This window comes from Virgibacillus xinjiangensis, assembly GCF_042643145.1.
Taxonomy (GTDB): Bacteria; Bacillota; Bacilli; order Bacillales; family Amphibacillaceae; genus Virgibacillus_O; species Virgibacillus_O xinjiangensis.
In genome coordinates, this window is sequence record NZ_JBHRSA010000041.1 from 38779 (window position 1) to 56140 (window position 17362).

The 17362-nt window shown below is 42.7% G+C and carries 16 protein-coding genes and 1 riboswitch; of the genes, 5 read left to right on the forward strand and 11 right to left on the reverse strand.

Annotated features, from left to right (window positions below; all coding sequences use genetic code 11):
• Positions 1-633 precede the first annotated feature (633 nt).
• A complete protein-coding gene (locus ACFOGI_RS09545; RefSeq protein WP_390271773.1) occupies positions 634-1518 on the forward strand; it encodes a LysR family transcriptional regulator in 885 nt (294 codons plus the stop codon).
• A gap of 56 nt (positions 1519-1574) precedes the next feature.
• Here ACFOGI_RS09545 and ACFOGI_RS09550 read toward each other — a convergent pair whose 3' ends face one another.
• The 4 genes from ACFOGI_RS09550 to ACFOGI_RS09565 all read right to left on the reverse strand — a co-directional run bounded on the left by ACFOGI_RS09550 (position 1575) and on the right by ACFOGI_RS09565 (position 4919).
• Complete coding sequence (locus ACFOGI_RS09550) at positions 1575-1766, reverse strand: 4-oxalocrotonate tautomerase (RefSeq protein ID WP_390271775.1); 192 nt, start codon at positions 1764-1766, stop codon at positions 1575-1577.
• Between the two features lie 36 nt (positions 1767-1802).
• Positions 1803-2591: a 2-keto-4-pentenoate hydratase gene (locus tag ACFOGI_RS09555; RefSeq protein WP_390271777.1), complete on the reverse strand. Its 789-nt coding sequence runs from the start codon at positions 2589-2591 to the stop codon at positions 1803-1805.
• Between the two features lie 74 nt (positions 2592-2665).
• A complete protein-coding gene (locus tag ACFOGI_RS09560) occupies positions 2666-3454 on the reverse strand; it encodes a 2-keto-4-pentenoate hydratase (RefSeq protein WP_390271779.1) in 789 nt (262 codons plus the stop codon).
• A gap of 10 nt (positions 3455-3464) precedes the next feature.
• Positions 3465-4919: an aldehyde dehydrogenase gene (locus tag ACFOGI_RS09565; RefSeq protein ID WP_390271781.1), complete on the reverse strand. Its 1455-nt coding sequence runs from the start codon at positions 4917-4919 to the stop codon at positions 3465-3467.
• A 272-nt stretch (positions 4920-5191) separates the two neighbouring features.
• Between ACFOGI_RS09565 and ACFOGI_RS09570 the strand changes: the two genes are divergently transcribed.
• Positions 5192-5986: an IclR family transcriptional regulator gene (locus tag ACFOGI_RS09570; RefSeq protein WP_390271783.1), complete on the forward strand. Its 795-nt coding sequence runs from the start codon at positions 5192-5194 to the stop codon at positions 5984-5986.
• Between the two features lie 88 nt (positions 5987-6074).
• On the opposite strand, the gene ACFOGI_RS09575 is transcribed toward ACFOGI_RS09570, so the two are convergent.
• Positions 6075-6158, reverse strand: a complete 84-nt coding sequence (locus ACFOGI_RS09575) for a putative holin-like toxin (RefSeq protein ID WP_390272170.1) — start codon at positions 6156-6158, stop codon at positions 6075-6077.
• Between the two features lie 237 nt (positions 6159-6395).
• Positions 6396-6812: a helix-turn-helix domain-containing protein gene (locus ACFOGI_RS09580; RefSeq protein WP_390271785.1), complete on the reverse strand. Its 417-nt coding sequence runs from the start codon at positions 6810-6812 to the stop codon at positions 6396-6398.
• Between the two features lie 447 nt (positions 6813-7259).
• Between ACFOGI_RS09580 and ACFOGI_RS09585 the strand changes: the two genes are divergently transcribed.
• From ACFOGI_RS09585 to ACFOGI_RS09595, 3 genes are all read left to right on the forward strand, one after another.
• Positions 7260-8048, forward strand: coding sequence for an HAD family hydrolase (locus ACFOGI_RS09585; RefSeq protein WP_390271787.1), 789 nt, complete (start codon positions 7260-7262; stop codon positions 8046-8048).
• Between the two features lie 386 nt (positions 8049-8434).
• Complete coding sequence (locus ACFOGI_RS09590; protein WP_390271789.1) at positions 8435-8935, forward strand: hypothetical protein; 501 nt, start codon at positions 8435-8437, stop codon at positions 8933-8935.
• A 189-nt stretch (positions 8936-9124) separates the two neighbouring features.
• Positions 9125-10786, forward strand: coding sequence for a Na/Pi cotransporter family protein (locus tag ACFOGI_RS09595; protein ID WP_390271791.1), 1662 nt, complete (start codon positions 9125-9127; stop codon positions 10784-10786).
• Positions 10787-10874: 88 nt separating this feature from the next.
• Here the strand turns inward: ACFOGI_RS09595 and ACFOGI_RS09600 are convergent, their stop codons facing one another.
• The 5 genes from ACFOGI_RS09600 to ACFOGI_RS09620 form a co-directional block, all read right to left on the reverse strand.
• Positions 10875-11702: a cupin domain-containing protein gene (locus tag ACFOGI_RS09600; RefSeq protein WP_390271793.1), complete on the reverse strand. Its 828-nt coding sequence runs from the start codon at positions 11700-11702 to the stop codon at positions 10875-10877.
• A gap of 266 nt (positions 11703-11968) precedes the next feature.
• Positions 11969-13168: a phosphoglycerate dehydrogenase gene (locus tag ACFOGI_RS09605; protein WP_390271795.1), complete on the reverse strand. Its 1200-nt coding sequence runs from the start codon at positions 13166-13168 to the stop codon at positions 11969-11971.
• A 128-nt stretch (positions 13169-13296) separates the two neighbouring features.
• Positions 13297-13377, reverse strand: a riboswitch (ZMP/ZTP riboswitch).
• A gap of 81 nt (positions 13378-13458) precedes the next feature.
• Positions 13459-15129, reverse strand: a complete 1671-nt coding sequence (locus ACFOGI_RS09610; RefSeq protein WP_390272172.1) for a glycoside hydrolase family 13 protein — start codon at positions 15127-15129, stop codon at positions 13459-13461.
• A gap of 75 nt (positions 15130-15204) precedes the next feature.
• The gene (locus tag ACFOGI_RS09615) at positions 15205-15495 is read right to left on the reverse strand and encodes a DNA-binding protein (protein WP_390271797.1); all 291 of its coding nucleotides are present in this window, start codon (positions 15493-15495) and stop codon (positions 15205-15207) included.
• A 474-nt stretch (positions 15496-15969) separates the two neighbouring features.
• Positions 15970-17178: an MFS transporter gene (locus ACFOGI_RS09620; protein WP_390271799.1), complete on the reverse strand. Its 1209-nt coding sequence runs from the start codon at positions 17176-17178 to the stop codon at positions 15970-15972.
• Positions 17179-17362: the final 184 nt, after the last annotated feature.

Here is a 17362-nt window from a genome sequence, read left to right on the forward strand (position 1 = left end):
TCAAGGAATTTTGCCCCAACTTCCCTTCTCTTTAACAGGAAAGATACTAGGTAGAAATCAAAGCCGAACCTGTTAGCGCTCACATTTCCCGTCAATCGGAGAAACGGACTGATCGACTGCCATGGGCAATTTTAGTTATTAAGATTGCCTGGTCCAATGTTATTACAATCGTCGGTCAGCATTCTGTAAGCTAATTGATGTGTGTTACCGGAATAAGAGCTTTTCTCTTTGGTTGTAACCACTTACATCTTTTATCAGACTCTGTCTCTTTTGCCGGACAAATATATAACTTGAAGATTTACTCGTGATTTCCTTGCTTGATTCCATTATAGATGTTTGATAATTCAGATTCCAATTGATGTTTTATTAGTTTTCACAATTTAGTCAAAAAAATTTTTATACACATTCTTTTTAAAATGCTGTATAATATACTTATTCTGGTGAATTATGGATAAATTTGCCGATTCATAGACTGATATATTAGAATTATTCTATTTTACTTCACAAATTATTACATTTTACATTCTTAAATCAATGGTGATCGACAATATACTACAGGGCTGCTTGTAGTATTTCATCTGTTTGAAATGAAACCGCTTACCGCATAACAGCATCTATACAGGAGGAATTGAAATGAATGAGAGCCAGCTACAGACTTTTCTTACCGTTTCAAAATATAGAAGCTTTTCAAAGGCTGCGGTGATTCTCAATGTAACCCAGCCTACCATTACTTCTCGCATTAAAGCACTAGAGGAGATCTTGCAATGTCAGTTGTTTAAAAGGATCGGGCATGAGATCTACTTGACCGAAGAAGGTAATATGTTCATCGACTATGCCAAAAATATACTTATCTACATTAAACACTCCAAAGAGATTACAAACATGGTGAAAGACCCGGTGATCAAGGTCGGATTCTCACCCGGTTACTCCTACTCCTTCATCATAGAGTTGCTGAAAACAATCAAATCCATAGGTAACATTGAGGTGCAGGTGATAGAAGGCCATGATTCTGTCAGTTTAAATGAAAGGGCTTTATCCGGTGATGTTGATTTGATTTTCACTCGTAAAATCCTTTCCAATAATCATGACATCGTTTCTGAACACTTGTTTGATAATAAACTTGTTATTGTGCTTCCAAATCGCCACCCACTAGCAGATAAGGAAACAATCAACGTGGAAGATCTCTCTGGTGAAACCATCATCAGCTTCAGACGGAATTCGGAATTATGGAAGTTGATTGACCAACAGCTGATTGCTGCTCAAGATATCACCCGCATTGACGTAGAAAATAATGAAATGATGCTGCGGGCTGTCACAAATAATATTGGCATTGGCATCCTTCCAGAGTTGGGAATAGATAATAGATATCGAACAGAAGTGAAAGTCCGCAACATAAAGGAGATTCATAATATCCCCAATGAAGTCTATGTGCAATACAGAAAGAACTCACAAATAAAGAACCTGGCCAAGAAAATCATCTATTCCATCATCAACCATAAATATGAAGAAGTGCATTAAAAAAGCAGGAATGACGCCTCCGCCTATTTATAAAGGTGGCATCATTCCTGCTTTTTTTATCTTCCAAGTTTTTCTGCTGACGTACCACCGATCGCCCAATGGCTTTTTGGTACTTCGGTCACAATCACACGTACATTTTCCTTTGGCGCATCCAATGATTCACTGATAGTATTGGTAACATTCTCCATCATCGTCTCAATTTTCTCTTTGGACCTGCCTTCCATTATTTGCACATTCACCAATGGCAACTCGGTCACCCCCTTATGTATAGTGACTACAGTGGATCATTCCTTTACAAAGAATGACACATCACCCAAGCCACCGTATTTAGCTGTGACAAAGTCACCCGGAGACAAACGTACTGCAGCAGTGATTCCTCCAGTCAAGATAGGCTCTCCTGCCTTGACCTTTCCACCCTTTTTGCTCAACATATTGGCAAGCCTCGCAACAGATTTTGCTGGGTGTCCAAGTACAGCTGCACCCGCTCCAAGTGACTGGACTTCTCCATTAAGCGATAAGGTCACACCTACTACATCCAATTCCAGTTCTTCCGGCCTTCTGAAATAGGTCCCGAACACAGCTCCCGCAGCAGATGTATTATCTGCAATGACATCCGGCAACGTAAAGTTGAAGTTTTCATAACGGCTGTCGATAATCTCGATAGCCGGGAAAACATACTCTGTCGCCCGAATGACATCCAGAGTGGTCACCCCTGGCCCTTCAAGATCCCGATCCAAAATAAAACCGATTTCAGGCTCTACTTTGGGGTGGATATAATCCGATATAGAGATGGCTTCGCCTTCTTCCACTACCATATTATCGAATACATAACCATAGATCGGGTCATCCACATTCATTTGCTTCATTTTAGCCTCACTCGTGATCCCCATCTTCGGTCCGACGATGGTATGACCTTCTTCGAGCTTCTGGCGTATCAGCTCTTCCTGGACAAGGTATGATTCTTCGATCGTCAACTCCGGGTATAAATCTTGAGTGATTTTAACAATTTCACGCTTCTCTTTTTCTGCATGGTGTACGTAATTCGCCAATTCTTTGATTTTATTAGTATCCATCTTTTTCCTCCAGTTCCAAACGGTCCATTAGTATAGTTTAAGATAGCGATACCTTTAAGCTACTGTGAAACTCCCTATTCTACGAAAGAGATATGCACCTCACCAAGTTCAGCAAACTTTGCATGAAAATGGTCACCAGGTTGCGCTTCCATCGCAGCCGATAATGCTCCAGAGAGTATCACTTCTCCTGCTTTGAGGGTTATTCCATAGTCCGATAGTTTATTAGCCAGCCAGGCCACACATTTCACCGGGTCTCCCAGAGCAGCCGCTCCGACTCCAGTATTCAGCAACTGGTCATTTTTGAAAAGGGCCATCCCCATCTGTTTCAGATCTACATCACCTATCTTCTTCGGCTTTCCGCCAAGGACGTATAATCCAGAAGAAGCGTTGTCTGCCACGGTATCCGCCAAAGTTATCTTCCAGTCTTTGATGCGGCTGTCGACAATTTCCAAAGCAGGTACGACGGCATCCGTTGCTTTTAATACATCCAATGACGTGACATCAGGGCCGGCAAGATCCTCTTTCAGAATAAATGCGATTTCGCCTTCCACTCTCGGCTGAAGCACTTCTCCCGCTGGAATAGTTGTACCATTTCCATATTCCATTTTATTCAACAAATGACCATAGTCCGGCTCATCGACACCTAGTGATTCCTGCATGGCTTTAGAGGTGAGGCCGATTTTCTTTCCAGTTATTTGCTGGCCGCTTTTCACCTTGTCTTCAATGGTTTGCAGTTGCACCTGGTATGCCTCATCCAGAGAAAGGTCAGGATCCAGCTCTGTCAGTGGCCGGACCCCTTCACCTGTGCGCCAAGCTTCGGCAAGGTGCTCTTTATAGCTCTGTGTCTTGGCTTCCGTTTTCATTGTATTCCTCCTATAGCTTCAAGGTAATATTAGTCAGTTCCGAATAGAAGTCAAAACTATGTGCTCCACCTTCACGTCCGATACCGCTCCGTTTCATTCCGCCGAACGGTGTACGCAAATCACGGAGGAACCATGTGTTGACCCAGACAATTCCTGCTTCAATTTGGGCACTGACACGGGTTGCACGCTTGATATCACTGGTCCACAGGCTTGCACTTAAACCATAGTGAGTATCATTCACTTGCTCAAGCACGTCATCCTCTGTATCGAAAGGAACAACTGTTACAACTGGCCCAAAAATTTCTTCGCGTACACAGCGGGATTCTCTTCCAAGACCGGTAATGATGGTAGGCTCCACAAAGTAGCCTTTGTCAAAACCTTCTGCAGCCTTGCCACCGATCAGGAAGTTGCCCCCTTCTTCTTTGGCAATATCCAAGTAGCTGAGCACTTTTTCATAATGTTCCTTGCTCACCAGAGCGCCTACCTTCGTGTCAGCTTCAAAAGGATCCCCTACCTTAAGCTCTTTCGCTTTAGCAGCGAAACGCTCCAAGAATTCATCATATACTGGACGCTCTACATAAATTCTGGATCCGCAGAGGCAGACTTCCCCTTGGTTGATGAAACTGGAACGCAAGGTAGTGTCAATCACTTCATCCATGTCAGCGTCCGCAAAGATTACATTCGGATTCTTGCCGCCAAGCTCAAAAGACAGCTTTTTCAATGTTGGTGCAGCAGACTTCATGATGGCAGTTCCGGTTACAGTTTCTCCCGTAAAGGCGATAGCGTCTACATCCTCATGGGAGCTGAGAGCTGCCCCTGTCTCACCGAATCCATGGACCATATTCACCACACCATCCGGTACACCAGCATCTGTACAGATCTGTGCAAGAACTGTAGCAGTCATTGGAGTTACTTCGGACGGTTTCATAACGACGGTATTACCCGCTGCTAGGGCTGGAGCCAACTTCCATGTCATCAGGAACATTGGAAGGTTCCACGGATTGATCAGACCGACTACACCAGTTGGTTTACGGATTGCATAATGGATGGCCTTGTCGTCCTGCTGGTAGGATTCTGTGCCTAATGTGGTCATATAGTCAGCAAAGAAATGGAAGTTATATGCTGCACGGTCGATATCCACGTTCGTGGACAACCATATCGGTTTTCCAGTATCCAATGATTCCAATTCTGCCAGCTCATCTTTTCTTTCCAAAATCAAATCGCCGATTTTGCGGACGATTGCGGACCTTTCTCTTAACGGCATGCTTCCCCATTCACTTTTCAGTGCTTTTCTGGCAACACTTACTGCCTCATCAACCTCTTGTTGACCACCTTCTGCTACATGGCCTAACACCTCTTCTGTAGCTGGATTGACATTCTCAAATGTTTTACTATTATCCGGTGTCACATACCGGCCGTTAATGTAATGTGAACAATTCATAACCTCTGTTTTCGTCGTTTGCATAAAGAATTCCTCCTTATAATGGATAAGTAAGCGATTCATATATACTGAAACTTTCTCCCCATCAGCATAAATCCATTATAAAGAGACAGAAAAAAGATAAAAAGGCTATTGTTCCTCTATATGCAACAAACCAGAAATTTATTTAAAAATTTTTCTGTTTATTCATCAGTATGCGTTAACAATAGCTTGTAATTACGGTATGATTACCTATAACTCCAAAAACAACCGTTCTTGTATATAGAACTTGGTTAATTTAAATAGAGGTGAATGTCATGACAAAGAAAAAAAGTGAACCAACTGTACTTTCTTCCGTACAGAACGCCTTACGTATTCTAAAAAGTTTTTCCACTTTCGAACCGACAAAAAAGGTCAGTGAACTTGCAGAATCCCTGGGATTGGCAAAAAGTACGGTCAGTAGATTGATGTCCACCCTCGCAAGTGAGGGGTTCGTTACCAAGGATCCGAAGACGAATTCATATCGACTGGGAATTTCCGTTTTGACTCTGGGCGGAATTGTGACAAATAACTTGGAGATCCACAAGGAAGCTGCTCCTGTCCTCAATAAATTGGTGAATGATACTGGAGAGACTGCCCACTTGGCAATCATGGATGGGCTGGATACGATCTATATCCATAAGGAAGAATGTCATCATCCTGTCAGGATCCTGACACATGTCGGGAGAAGGAACCCCTCCTACTGCACCAGTTCGGGAAAAGTCCTTCTCGCCTTCAGTGATGAACACATTGTCGACGAAGTCATCCGTAAAGGGCTGGTATCTTATACAGAGAATAGTATTACCGATCCTGTCGAGCTGAGGGAAGAGCTACAAACCATTCGTGAAAAGAAATATGCCATCAGCACAGAGGAATTGACAGAAGGGACAAAATCAGTTGCCGCTCCCATCAAAGACCACACCGGAAAAGTTGTCAGCGCCATTACTGTCGTAGGTCCCATCCAACGCATGAAGGATTATAAGATTTCTGACATTGCCAAAAAAGTAATAGAGGCTGGCATAGAAGCATCAGAGCGGCTTGGATATGATGAAAGATACTTCAGGAGAATGTAAATGGGCAGTTACAAAATGTGGTGAAGGTTCATCCTTGCCTGTTAAGAGGTAGTGTTTACAAGGAAAAAATAGGATTTCTCCGATTTGACTACTTACTCTTCTTCTCGGATACGATGGCTGCCACCAATGAACCAAACGTTACCATCAGGATTAGCGACTCAAAAACGGTCATAGGCCGTCACCCTTCCCTGCAAATCATAATTTAATGAGACATTGTACCTTGTACCGAGATAAAATCGGTTTAACAACAAACCGATCCAGCAGTTGATGCCAAATTTTTTCTGTTGTTGAACATCAATATCTTTTTTGATATGTTTCTGTTCCTTTTCTTATGATAAAGAATATGTGAACCACCGCTTGTCCTATAACCCGGTGGCTCAAAGAAAAAAAAAAGATCAAGCCGTCAGACTTAATCTCTTTCCAGATATATACAGCGCTGGAGAGGTGGGCATCCAAGCACCACCCAAATTTTGACAAATAGATCAAGTCGCGGCTGGGATGCATTATTAAATATTTTGCTGAGATTCGGTGCTTGCACTTCCAACTGTGCAGCAATATCTTTTATATACATGTTCTTTTCCTTGGCGATTTCCTTGAAACGGTTTTTAATCAGCGGTCGCGTACCCTTTTGGGCTGAAGGATGGACGGATCCAAAGTCATTGATCTGCTCCATCTTATCAATAATGCAACCAACGATGAACTCCTCCATTTGATAATCGTCGCGCCGGTTTTTATCCCGGTGGCGATTGATCAGGTTTTCGAGGTCTGTTATTTCTTTCAATCGTTCATAAGTTTCATCTTTGAGTCTAATCGTGACTTCCTTCATGTATAATTCACCTCGGCAATGGGGATGTTAGGAATGAAAGGATGATGACCAATTGAACAAGATGCTCTTGCTGAACCATCAGGATAAAGATAAAGAAGATGTCATCGAAATAATACATGAAACATTTGATAAAGGGAGAAATGGATAGACGGGGCTAAAGGAAAGAGATGGTTCTGGAAAATATTATTCCTTCCCTAATTACATATTCCACCTCCCCCTTGAACATTCCTTCGCCGAGCTCATACATTAGCAAGATTTGAAGACGACCCTTTAAAAGGTTCGTCTTTTTTCAGGCTTGTGTTACATCCGATAATTTGCCCCGTATCTAAATGTCTGCAGAATAACTGTCGGCCAAACCCAATCTTTAATAAAACCATACACCCACTTCAACAGTTCTTAACATTCTATTGATAAGCTGAATGTATCCAAACAAAGAGGAGGCATTTCATGGAAGCACGGGCAATTTTTATTGACATGGATGGCACATTGCTGACGAACTCCAATGAAATATCCGAGCGAAATATGGAAGCTGTCTCAAGACTGGCTAATCAGGGGGTTAAGGTCTTTCTGGCAACAGGCCGCCAATATGAGATTACCGCTCCCTATCATGCTGCACTCGGTCTTAAAACTCCTATGATCTGTCTGAATGGGGCTTCCATTCATGATGGTATTACAGGAAATGCCATCCATACAAGACAAATACATCTGGATGAAGAGCACTTCCACTACGTAACCGCCAGTGTCCCTTGTAACATTATGATCCACACAACAGACGGACTTTTTTGCAGACAAAATAGTGCAGAAGTAGCTGAATGGGTCAAAGAAAGTGGAATCCCTCCCCGGTATATTGGTGACTTGAGAAAGGCAGAGTATCAACATGTACTGAAATATAGTATACGGACTGGTGCCCAAAGTCCGGAACTATCTCGATTATTCAAAGACAAAGGTCATGTGATTGATTGGGAAGATGGGTTTGAGATTGTTGCACCGGGAGTATCCAAATGGTCGGCCATTAATAAACTGCTTCAAGCTTTCCGAATCAACAGTAGAGAGACGGTCGCTATCGGAGACGGGCCTAATGACCTTCAAATGCTGCAATCTGCCGGTACAGGAGTTGCCATGGCCAATGCCCATCCTGAAGTGAAAGCTGCAGCTGATTTCATCACAACTCATCATCAAAGAGATGGATTAGCTGAATTCATTGAACGTTATCTCATCAATTCATTTGCTGTCTGACCTTCATCCTTTCCTTCCCTCTCCGAAGAGTGACAGTATATGACTTCGTACTCATATTCACCGAAAGAAAATAAGTGTTGGATATAGTATGCTGCAAAGAAATATGTAGGTTCCTATAAGAGACTTCCCATAGATAGATGGTGAAGTCTCTTATTATGGTCAGACCTGTAATTACCACACATGCAGCTTATTAATGCTCTCTCCAAATCTATATAAATAATTCTATTGTAAATTGTTAGTTCCTTTGTTATGGAGGGTAGAATTATTAATGACCCCCCGTTTTTTGTAAAAAAACATCGATTAATGGAAAACGATTACAGCAGGGATTTAAAGGCTTTTGTAGAATTACTGTTATAAGGCAACACAACACAAGGAAGGTGAACAGAATGTTCAAGAAAGACCTACTGAAATGGCTCCCACGAAAAGACCAGGTGACATGCGAAAGAAAGTTGATCAAAGTGATGAAGCGGTTAAGAGTCAGAAACTTCAACTTTAACTGGGACCGTAAAAGCTGCTTTATTGAATTTCGTTATCAGGAAACTTCCTATCGATTGGAACATTCTATCGAAAAGGCAAAAAAGCGGGGAATTTTCTTAAATAATGGATTGGATTGTTTAATGGAGCTGACTAAATCCTTGGAGGACCTATGCGGGATCATTGAACGAGGTACATATCCATTCGAAGCATGGATAGCCGGTATGGCACAGCCCGCTCAGGAGGAGGACATTACCGAATACGAAGAAGAGTTCCATATCCGATATCGATCGACCGGAAAGCAGAACTCTCCGGAATACCACCATCGTGACCAGCTTGGCACTTTTGACCAGGACAGCCCATTACGTTTTGACCATCCGGAACAGATTTTACAAACCACTGAACGCAAATAACCCCCCTGCTCGGAAAAAACCGCAGCAGGTGGAAAATTTCATACGTTGATATGGATATACCACAAACGTAAACATCATCTTTACGTTTGTTTTTTGTGTTAAGAAAAAGAAGTGTAAATTTAGTGTAAAGTTTCTGTTCATCCTATTTACAAATAACTGCCTGTCATTAACAATAAGAATGTCATTCAAATGGCATACTTCGACATGGAAAGGCAGGTAAAAATTTTGGAACTGGATGTACAGACATTAATTTTCGAATTCATTGGAGGATTAGGTATCTTCCTTCTAGGTATAAAATACATGGGTGACGGGCTGCAAAAAACAGCCGGCGATCGTCTGAGAGATCTCCTCGATAAATTTACAAGCAATCCATTCATGGGAGTACTGGCAGGGATTGTCGTGACCATACTGATCCAATCTAGTACAGGAACAACTGTATTGACGATCGGATTGGTAAATGCAGGTTTCATGAGTTTCAGACAGGCTATCGGAGTCATTATGGGAGCCAACATAGGAACCACCGTCACTGCTTTCATCATTGGTATTGATATTGGAGAGTACGCACTTCCTATAGCAGCTTTAGGTTCTTTCCTGCTCTTTTTCTTTAAAAATCCGAAAATAAACCATATTGGCCAGACGGTTTTTGGTTTTGGTGCGTTATTCTTAGGACTCGAATTCATGAGCAGCGGCATGTCCCCACTGCGGGAACTTCAAGCTTTCCAGGATCTGACCGTGAGCATGAGTTCCAATCCTATTCTCGGTGTAGTCATCGGAACGGTATTCACTGTCATTGTACAGAGCTCCTCAGCCACCATCGGGGTTCTACAAGGACTGTTTGCCCAAGGAGCAATTTCCTTGGATGCTGCGTTGCCAGTGTTATTTGGAGATAATATCGGTACAACCATCACGGCGGTACTTGCCTCCATCGGTGCTTCTGTTGCGGCTAAAAGAGCTGCTTTTACACACGTGACTTTCAACCTGGTCGGTACCATCGTGGTTCTTCTGCTGCTGGGCGTTTATACTCAATTTGTCGCCTATCTACAGACTACATTCGACTTGAATCCGGAAATGACCATTGCTTTTGCACACGGAAGCTTTAACCTAGCCAATACCATCGTGCAATTCCCATTCATTGGAGCTTTGGCATGGTTGATGACTAAGCTGGTTCCAGGCGAAGATGTCATGGTCGAATATAAACCGAAGCACTTGGATCCCATCTTTATCCAGCAATCCTCAACACTAGCTCTTGATCAAGCTAAACAAGAGGTTGTACGAATGGGTGATTATGCGGCCAATGGGCTTGAAGAAACGAACCTTTATCTGACGACAAACCAGGCAAAGCATTCTGAGATGGCCATGCAGATTGAGGGGGCATTAAATAATCTGGACAAAGAGATTACGGATTATCTGGTCAACATTTCTACGGAATCACTCTCAGAATCTGACAGCAGCAAGCATACAGCTTTGATGAATTCTGTCAGGGATATCGAGAGGGTCGGCGATCACTTTGAGAATCTTATTGAGCTTGTCGATTATAAGAAGTCCCATAAAGTGCACTTGACAGAACAGGCGTTGACAGAGTTGAATAATATGTTTGACTTGACCATCCTAACAGTGAAACAGGCTGTGAAAGCTTTAGAAGGTATGGATAGGGAAACGGCATTGGATGTCATGAAAAAAGAGGAAGAAATTGATAAAATGGAGAAAGAATACCGCAGAAAACACATTATCCGTGTAAACGAAGGACAATGCAGCGGTACGGCAGGTATTGTATTTGTCGATATGCTAAGCAACTTGGAGCGTATCGGGGACCATGCTGTTAATATTGCCCAAGATGTACTGGGTGAATAAACAATTTAAAAACATGCGAAGAAACTGGAGGTTTCTTCGCATGTTTTTTATATCTCTGACGATTTATATATTTCCTATACTGGGAAGTTCAACCTTCTTCAGCTGCCATTGCATCTTCCTTTGTCATGTGTACCGTACCGAAAGGATGCTCCGGCGGCGCGTAAATTGTATAAAGTTTTAGTGGCTTTCGACCTGTATTGGTTAAGTTATGCCATTTGCCGGCCGGCACCATAATGGCATAATCCTCGGATACTTGCCGTTGGAAGTCCAGTTGTTCCTCTGTATCTCCCATTTGCACTAATCCTTGCCCCTCCTCAATACGCAGGAATTGATCTACCGTCGGGTGGACTTCTAACCCAATATCATCACCCACGTCAATGCTCATTACAGTAACCTGCAAATGCTCCCCCGTCCATATTGCGGTGCGAAACGTGTTATTATTCTCAGCGGCTTCTTCAATATTTATAACGAATGGCTGGCCCCCATAATCCTTGTATTCCATATTATCTGGGTGATTTGATGATAATGAACTGAAACGTTCTGCATGCCCTGTCTCCTCATGGTATGCTCTCAAAAACACCTCGCTTATTGGTGAAGACTGTGTCATTAGATAAGCTTTCCGATTTGCCTCCCCATTTTTCAGTACCGTGTGATAAGCTTTTTGCACCCCTTCATCAAACGAGTTGAAAGGCACCCTATCCAACTGGTATACAGGCACTCTTCCTGTCATGGAAATATATAAGTCGTTAAGATGGTGAAGGCGAGCTGTTCTATGTTGCATAGCTCCAAAGATTTCCTCGCGTTTTTGTTCCTCAGAAGCACTATTTGCAAGCCGATTGTATAGATCAATCGCTTCCGCTTCTCCTTTAATCACTTCCAGAATAGCCTCTACTGTTTGATGATTGCTTCCAACCATAGCGCCCTGGTGATATGACGGATTGTTTACTAGCTGGGGGTATGGGTACATGCGGTGATCGTAATACACATTGCTCATTCCCTTCATGGTTTCTACAGAATCAGCCTATGCGTGAAGTTCATAGAATGTACGTATGCCTATGTGCACCCAGTTGATTAGTAGGACGTTATATGCATATCCTTTTAACCCTTTTAACCGCATGAATACAGCCTGGCGTATTTTCAAGAAATACACCTGGCTGCAGGATCATTATCCAAAATACCGGACTATATAAGACGGACTGATACAATTCCCTCGATTCTACTGATTTCTTTTTCCAGCTCAGGCAGCATATATTCGCTAACCTCGTCATCAATGTCAATCATGGTATATGCAACATCTCTCCGGCTTCTGTTCACCATATCTGCAATGTTCAGATGATGGCTGGAAAGAATAGAGATGATCTGGCTGACCATGTTCGGAACATTGTGGTGGAATGCAGTTACACGTTTTTTACCGGTGTAGGGCAAGGATGCATTCGGGAAGTTGATCGAGTTTTTGATATTCCCTGTTTCCAAGAATTCCTTCACCTGCTTGGTAGCCATTACAGCACAATTCTCTTCTGACTCCCGCGTAGACGCGCCAAGATGCGGAATCGGCACGGCATTTTCCATGTTCAATACATTCTCGTTCGGGAAATCGGTAATATATTTTCCCACTTTTCCGTTTTGAAGTGCTAATGCCATATCCTCTTCATTAACTAAACCATCACGAGAGAAATTCAGGATATGTACATCCGGTTTCATATAGGCAAATGCTTCCTCATTGAACATTCCTGTTGTATCATCAGTCAATGGAACATGAACGGTGATATAATCCGAGTTGGCAAACAGTTCCTCTATGGTCATGGCGCGATGGACGTTCCTGGAGAGATTCCAGGCAGTATTGACAGAGATGAATGGATCAAAACCGATGACATTCATGTCCAGGGCCAGGGCATCATTGGCAACAAGCGCCCCTATAGCCCCCAAGCCGATCACGCCTAAGGTCTTCCCTTTCACTTCTTTACCGACAAATTGCTTTTTGCCTGCTTCGACCTGTTTGGAAATCGATTCTTCTCTTCCATCCAATCCTTTCACCCAGCTTAGACCGTCGAAAAGATTACGGGATGAGGCAATCAAGGAAGTCAGAACCAGCTCTTTTACCGCGTTTGCATTGGCGCCTGGTGTATTGAAAACAGCAATTCCTTGATCAGTGCATCTGTCGACAGGGATGTTGTTGACTCCGGCCCCTGCCCGAGCAATCGCCTTTAAATTATCAGGGAAATCCATGTGGTGCATCGAATAACTGCGGGCAACAATGGCGTCGGGGTTTTCATGATCATCCGTGACGACATACTGCTCCTTATCAAAGACATTCAATCCCCGTTCAGCGATGTTGTTGAGTGTTTTTATTGTTTTTACTTGATCCAATGTGGTGGTCACCATTTTCATTTTTCCTCCTTATACACAATGTAAAATGACAAGTGTTACTGACGTTCATCCTCAATTTCTAGGTTTCAATTCGTGGCTATCCCTCCTAAAAAAGCAAAAAGAGGCAAGGGAAAAATTTCCCTTACCTCTGCCCAGGCGAACGGCTGATCGTCACTATATGCTCCCTCACGGTGATCCGTGTTTCGCCAGTTACATATAGCCCTTTTCATTTCTTTTATAGTAACAATATTCCCACCAGCATTCAATAGCTGAATGATGAAAATCGATAAAACTTCTTCTCCCGCTCACTGCTTCATTTTATAAACCCTTGCTTCAAAGGGTTTCAAGTTGATGGTACCTAATTTATCCTCTTCACGGATCACATAGTTGCTTAGACAATTTTTCGCCCTTTTACCATGTAACCCCTTAGGCAGTTCACACACGGTTTCTTCGTTAAAAAGGTTGGTGATCACGATCATTACTTCCCCACCCAGCCTGCGTGTATAGGCATAGACCTGATCATCCTCTTCCAAAATCAACTCATACTTTCCGTAGACAAGAACTTCTTCCCGTTTCCTTAGCAGTATCAATTCTTTATAATACTGATATATAGAATCCTCTTGGTTCATTGCCTGCTGTACATTAATGAATTGATAATTTGGATTGACTCTGATCCATGGAACACCATCCGTAAAACCAGCCTGCTTCCTGTTTGACCACTGCATCGGTGTGCGGGAATTATCACGTCCGTTTTTCCAAATGATCTCCATAATCTCTTGGTGGCTCTTCCCTGCTTTTTTCTCTGCGCGATAGAGATTATGAGTGGCAACATCCTTATAGTCATCTATTGAATCGAACCGTACATTGGTCATGCCTATTTCTTGACCCTGATAGATAAATGGTGTCCCTTGCATTAAGAAATACATCGTTGCCAGACATTTGGCAGACTTCTCCCAGATAGGCCCGTCATCGCCCCAAGTGGATACAGAGCGTGGCTGATCATGGTTTTCAAGGAATAGAGCATTCCATCCTTTCCCTTCTAAACCTTTCTGCCACTTTGTCAACGTCTCTTTCAATGCGTGGATATCCAATCCACCTGACGTGCTTTTTCCCCATAGATCCAAGTGTTCGAATTGAAAGATCATATCAAACTTCCCATTTTTTTCGCCGACCCATTCATCGGCTTCTTCTACAGTGACACCATTTGCTTCACCGACAGTCATAATATCATAATTGGAAAATGTCTCCTCTTTCAATTCTTTCAGGTATACCTGAATACCCTCCCTGTTTCTATGCCCCTCCATCGACGGAACATATTCTTTCTGTTCCGGATTAGGAAGGTCCGGCAATCCGGGAAGTTTTTTTATATGTGATATGGCATCAACCCGGAATCCGTCAATCCCCTTATCAAGCCACCAATTGACCATGCTGTACAGTTCCTTGCGAACGACTGGATTCTCCCAGTTCAAGTCCGGCTGTTTTTTAGAAAAAACATGCATATAATATTCTTTGGTCCGCTCATCATATTCCCATGCTGAGCCGTGGAAGATGGACTCCCAGTTATTCGGTTCCCTTCCTTTTTTTCCCGGACGCCATATATAATAGTCACGATAGGGGTTGTGCTTGGAAGAACGGGATTCAATGAACCACGGGTGTTCATCGGATGTATGGTTGATGACGAGATCCATAATCAATTTCATACCACGGTTATGGGTTTCTTCAAGCATTTGATCAAAATCCTGCATGGTGCCGAATTCTTCCATGATCCCCTTATAGTCACTGATGTCATATCCATTATCATCATTCGGCGAACTGTAGACAGGGCAAACCCAAATGACGTCAATGCCAAGTTCCTTCAAATAGTCCAGTTTGGATATGATACCTTGGATATCCCCAACTCCATCACCGTTCGAATCTTTAAAACTTCTTGGATAGATCTGATAAACAACTGCTTCCTTCCACCATCGCCTGTCCATATTCTCCCACCTGCTTTCCCTATTTTTATCATTCCCTGTCGACTTGAGAGACCGACCATTCATGACTGACTTCCCTTATTCTCCTAAATCAGCCAACCATTTACGCAGTTTTCCCTTTGGATAATAGACCTTCCCATTCAGGACAATATGGGGGATGTCCGGGTGATCTTCGGTCAAAGCTTTAGCATCCTCTTTAGAAATCCCTAGAAAATAATGAACATCTTTTTCCTTGATCAGCTCATGGTCATCTTCTTCATGGAAGAAATCCATATGGCTTTTTAATGGTGGGTTCTTAAAGTTCTTTAACCCATCCCCTATGAAATATCCTAAAGCGGCAATCCCTACAGCTAGCCAAAAATAATCCATTTCAATCCTCCCCTTCCTTTGATTGTTGATCAGAACCATATGTTTTATTCGAAAGATTGTGGTCAGTAGATGCTACGATTTCCGGTGGGAATAGTTTCAAAGTTTTTCGATTTCCGTCATTACCAGATTTCCGTCATTACCAAAGTTAGCTTGCTCATTGGGGAAACAGAGGTGGTTTACAGATACCTATAACAAAATCAAAAGGCCATCCCCCTATGTAATCCTACAAGAAGATGGCCTCCGGTGAGGTTTAATTACTTATTTTTGACCGGTGTGCACACTGCATATAGACCCTCTGATGGGTCGGACATATCTACGGATATTATTTTATACCCTCCAAAATCTATTTGTTTGTCGATTTGTTCCATGGCTCTTCTTCCTTCCTTTCGATTTCTCACACAATAGCCATTATATGCGCTATCTCGGTAAAGGTGCATAGGATTTTCTGATACAACTCATCGTCTAGATTCCGCTTCAAGAATCTGCTCTGGTTTCCAGGGAGGTGAACTTACTTTCCTTTCTGCCATACAGAAGGAAGTAGACAAAGATGCCTGCTGCTATCAAGCCAACCATTGATAAGTACAGGCCTCTATAACCGACTTCTGGTACAAGGAAACCTAAGAAGAAAGGTCCTATACCTATCCCTATATCCAATAAAATAAAATAGGTGGAATTCGCCAGTCCCGCTCGATGCGGTGGTGTCAATTTGATCGCCAACGCTTGGATGACCGACTGTAGATTACCATAACCCAAACCGATTAATGTTGCTGCCAGCAAGAAGACAACACTTGTATCCGCTTGGCTGAGCAGATACATTCCCAGTGCAAATATAATCAAGGCAGGATAAACAACCGTGTTACCGCCTTTTACATCCATCAACTTTCCTGTAAAAGGCCGTGATACTAAGATTGCCACCCCATACACGAAGAAGTACATACTTCCAGCTTCTACCAAATTGATTTCCGCCGCATAGGTAGTTATAAAGGATAGTGTTGCAGAATACGCAACTGCCAAGATTAACATGACAATGGAAACAGGCAATGCTCGTGGTTCGATAAAGTCGGATAAGGACAGGCCCTTCTTCCCATTGTTCGCTTCTTTATACTCTACTATGGGTTCCCGTACCGGAAGGGCAAATAATAGACTGATAATCCCTACGACTAACGAAAATATAAATATACTCAAATATCCAAAATAACCAATGAGGACGACACCAATTAACGGACCGATCGCCGTTGATAACACGATACTTAAGCTGAAATAACTGATACCTTCCCCTTTCCTGGAGTCCGGTACCACCTGCGCGGCTATGGTTCCAGTAGCAGTGGTTGCCAAACCTACCCCAATGCCATGCAGGAAGCGGATCAAGAGCAGGACATAGATAGATATAGACAGTAAATAAAACAACGTCATGGTAACAAAAAACAAAATTCCAATAACCAACATTTTCTTACTGCCTATTTTTCCGATTTCCTTCCCGCCATATAATCTCCCGAGCAAGACCCCGAGGATGAAAATGCTGGACACCAATCCAGCCATACTTGTGGCAGCGTCATATGTATCAGCAGCATAAGAAGCCATAGTTACCAACAATAGATACATCGACAGCATGGTGACAAAATTGACCATCGAAATGGCAACGAAATCTCTTGTCCACAACTTTTCTTTTTGCAAATGACTCACTGCTCCCCCGTTGATTGACAGATAACTAACTAGAGTATACGGCTTTCACTATTTATTGTCTATGCCTACTAATCTCTTCCAGATAGGCAAAGGAGCCACAGTTTAGGATGTGGTCGTTAACCAAAAAACCTATTTCCCCCAATTCTATTGGTGAAAATAGGCACACATTTGATAATTAGCTGAT

What these genes read in the sequence shown, in the direction of transcription:
- ACFOGI_RS09545 (WP_390271773.1), top strand. Translation starts at nt 634, where the DNA reads ATGAATGAGAGCCAGCTACAGACTTTTCTTACCGTTTCAAAATATAGA.
- ACFOGI_RS09555 (WP_390271777.1), bottom strand. Translation starts at nt 2,591, where the DNA reads ATGGATACTAATAAAATCAAAGAATTGGCGAATTACGTACACCATGCA.
- ACFOGI_RS09560 (WP_390271779.1), bottom strand. Translation starts at nt 3,454, where the DNA reads ATGAAAACGGAAGCCAAGACACAGAGCTATAAAGAGCACCTTGCCGAA.
- ACFOGI_RS09565 (WP_390271781.1), bottom strand. Translation starts at nt 4,919, where the DNA reads ATGCAAACGACGAAAACAGAGGTTATGAATTGTTCACATTACATTAAC.
- ACFOGI_RS09570 (WP_390271783.1), top strand. Translation starts at nt 5,192, where the DNA reads ATGACAAAGAAAAAAAGTGAACCAACTGTACTTTCTTCCGTACAGAAC.
- ACFOGI_RS09575 (WP_390272170.1), bottom strand. Translation starts at nt 6,158, where the DNA reads ATGACCGTTTTTGAGTCGCTAATCCTGATGGTAACGTTTGGTTCATTG.
- ACFOGI_RS09580 (WP_390271785.1), bottom strand. Translation starts at nt 6,812, where the DNA reads ATGAAGGAAGTCACGATTAGACTCAAAGATGAAACTTATGAACGATTG.
- ACFOGI_RS09585 (WP_390271787.1), top strand. Translation starts at nt 7,260, where the DNA reads ATGGAAGCACGGGCAATTTTTATTGACATGGATGGCACATTGCTGACG.
- ACFOGI_RS09590 (WP_390271789.1), top strand. Translation starts at nt 8,435, where the DNA reads ATGTTCAAGAAAGACCTACTGAAATGGCTCCCACGAAAAGACCAGGTG.
- ACFOGI_RS09595 (WP_390271791.1), top strand. Translation starts at nt 9,125, where the DNA reads ATGGCATACTTCGACATGGAAAGGCAGGTAAAAATTTTGGAACTGGAT.
- ACFOGI_RS09600 (WP_390271793.1), bottom strand. Translation starts at nt 11,702, where the DNA reads ATGGTTGGAAGCAATCATCAAACAGTAGAGGCTATTCTGGAAGTGATT.
- ACFOGI_RS09605 (WP_390271795.1), bottom strand. Translation starts at nt 13,168, where the DNA reads ATGGTGACCACCACATTGGATCAAGTAAAAACAATAAAAACACTCAAC.
- ACFOGI_RS09610 (WP_390272172.1), bottom strand. Translation starts at nt 15,129, where the DNA reads ATGGACAGGCGATGGTGGAAGGAAGCAGTTGTTTATCAGATCTATCCA.
- ACFOGI_RS09615 (WP_390271797.1), bottom strand. Translation starts at nt 15,495, where the DNA reads ATGGATTATTTTTGGCTAGCTGTAGGGATTGCCGCTTTAGGATATTTC.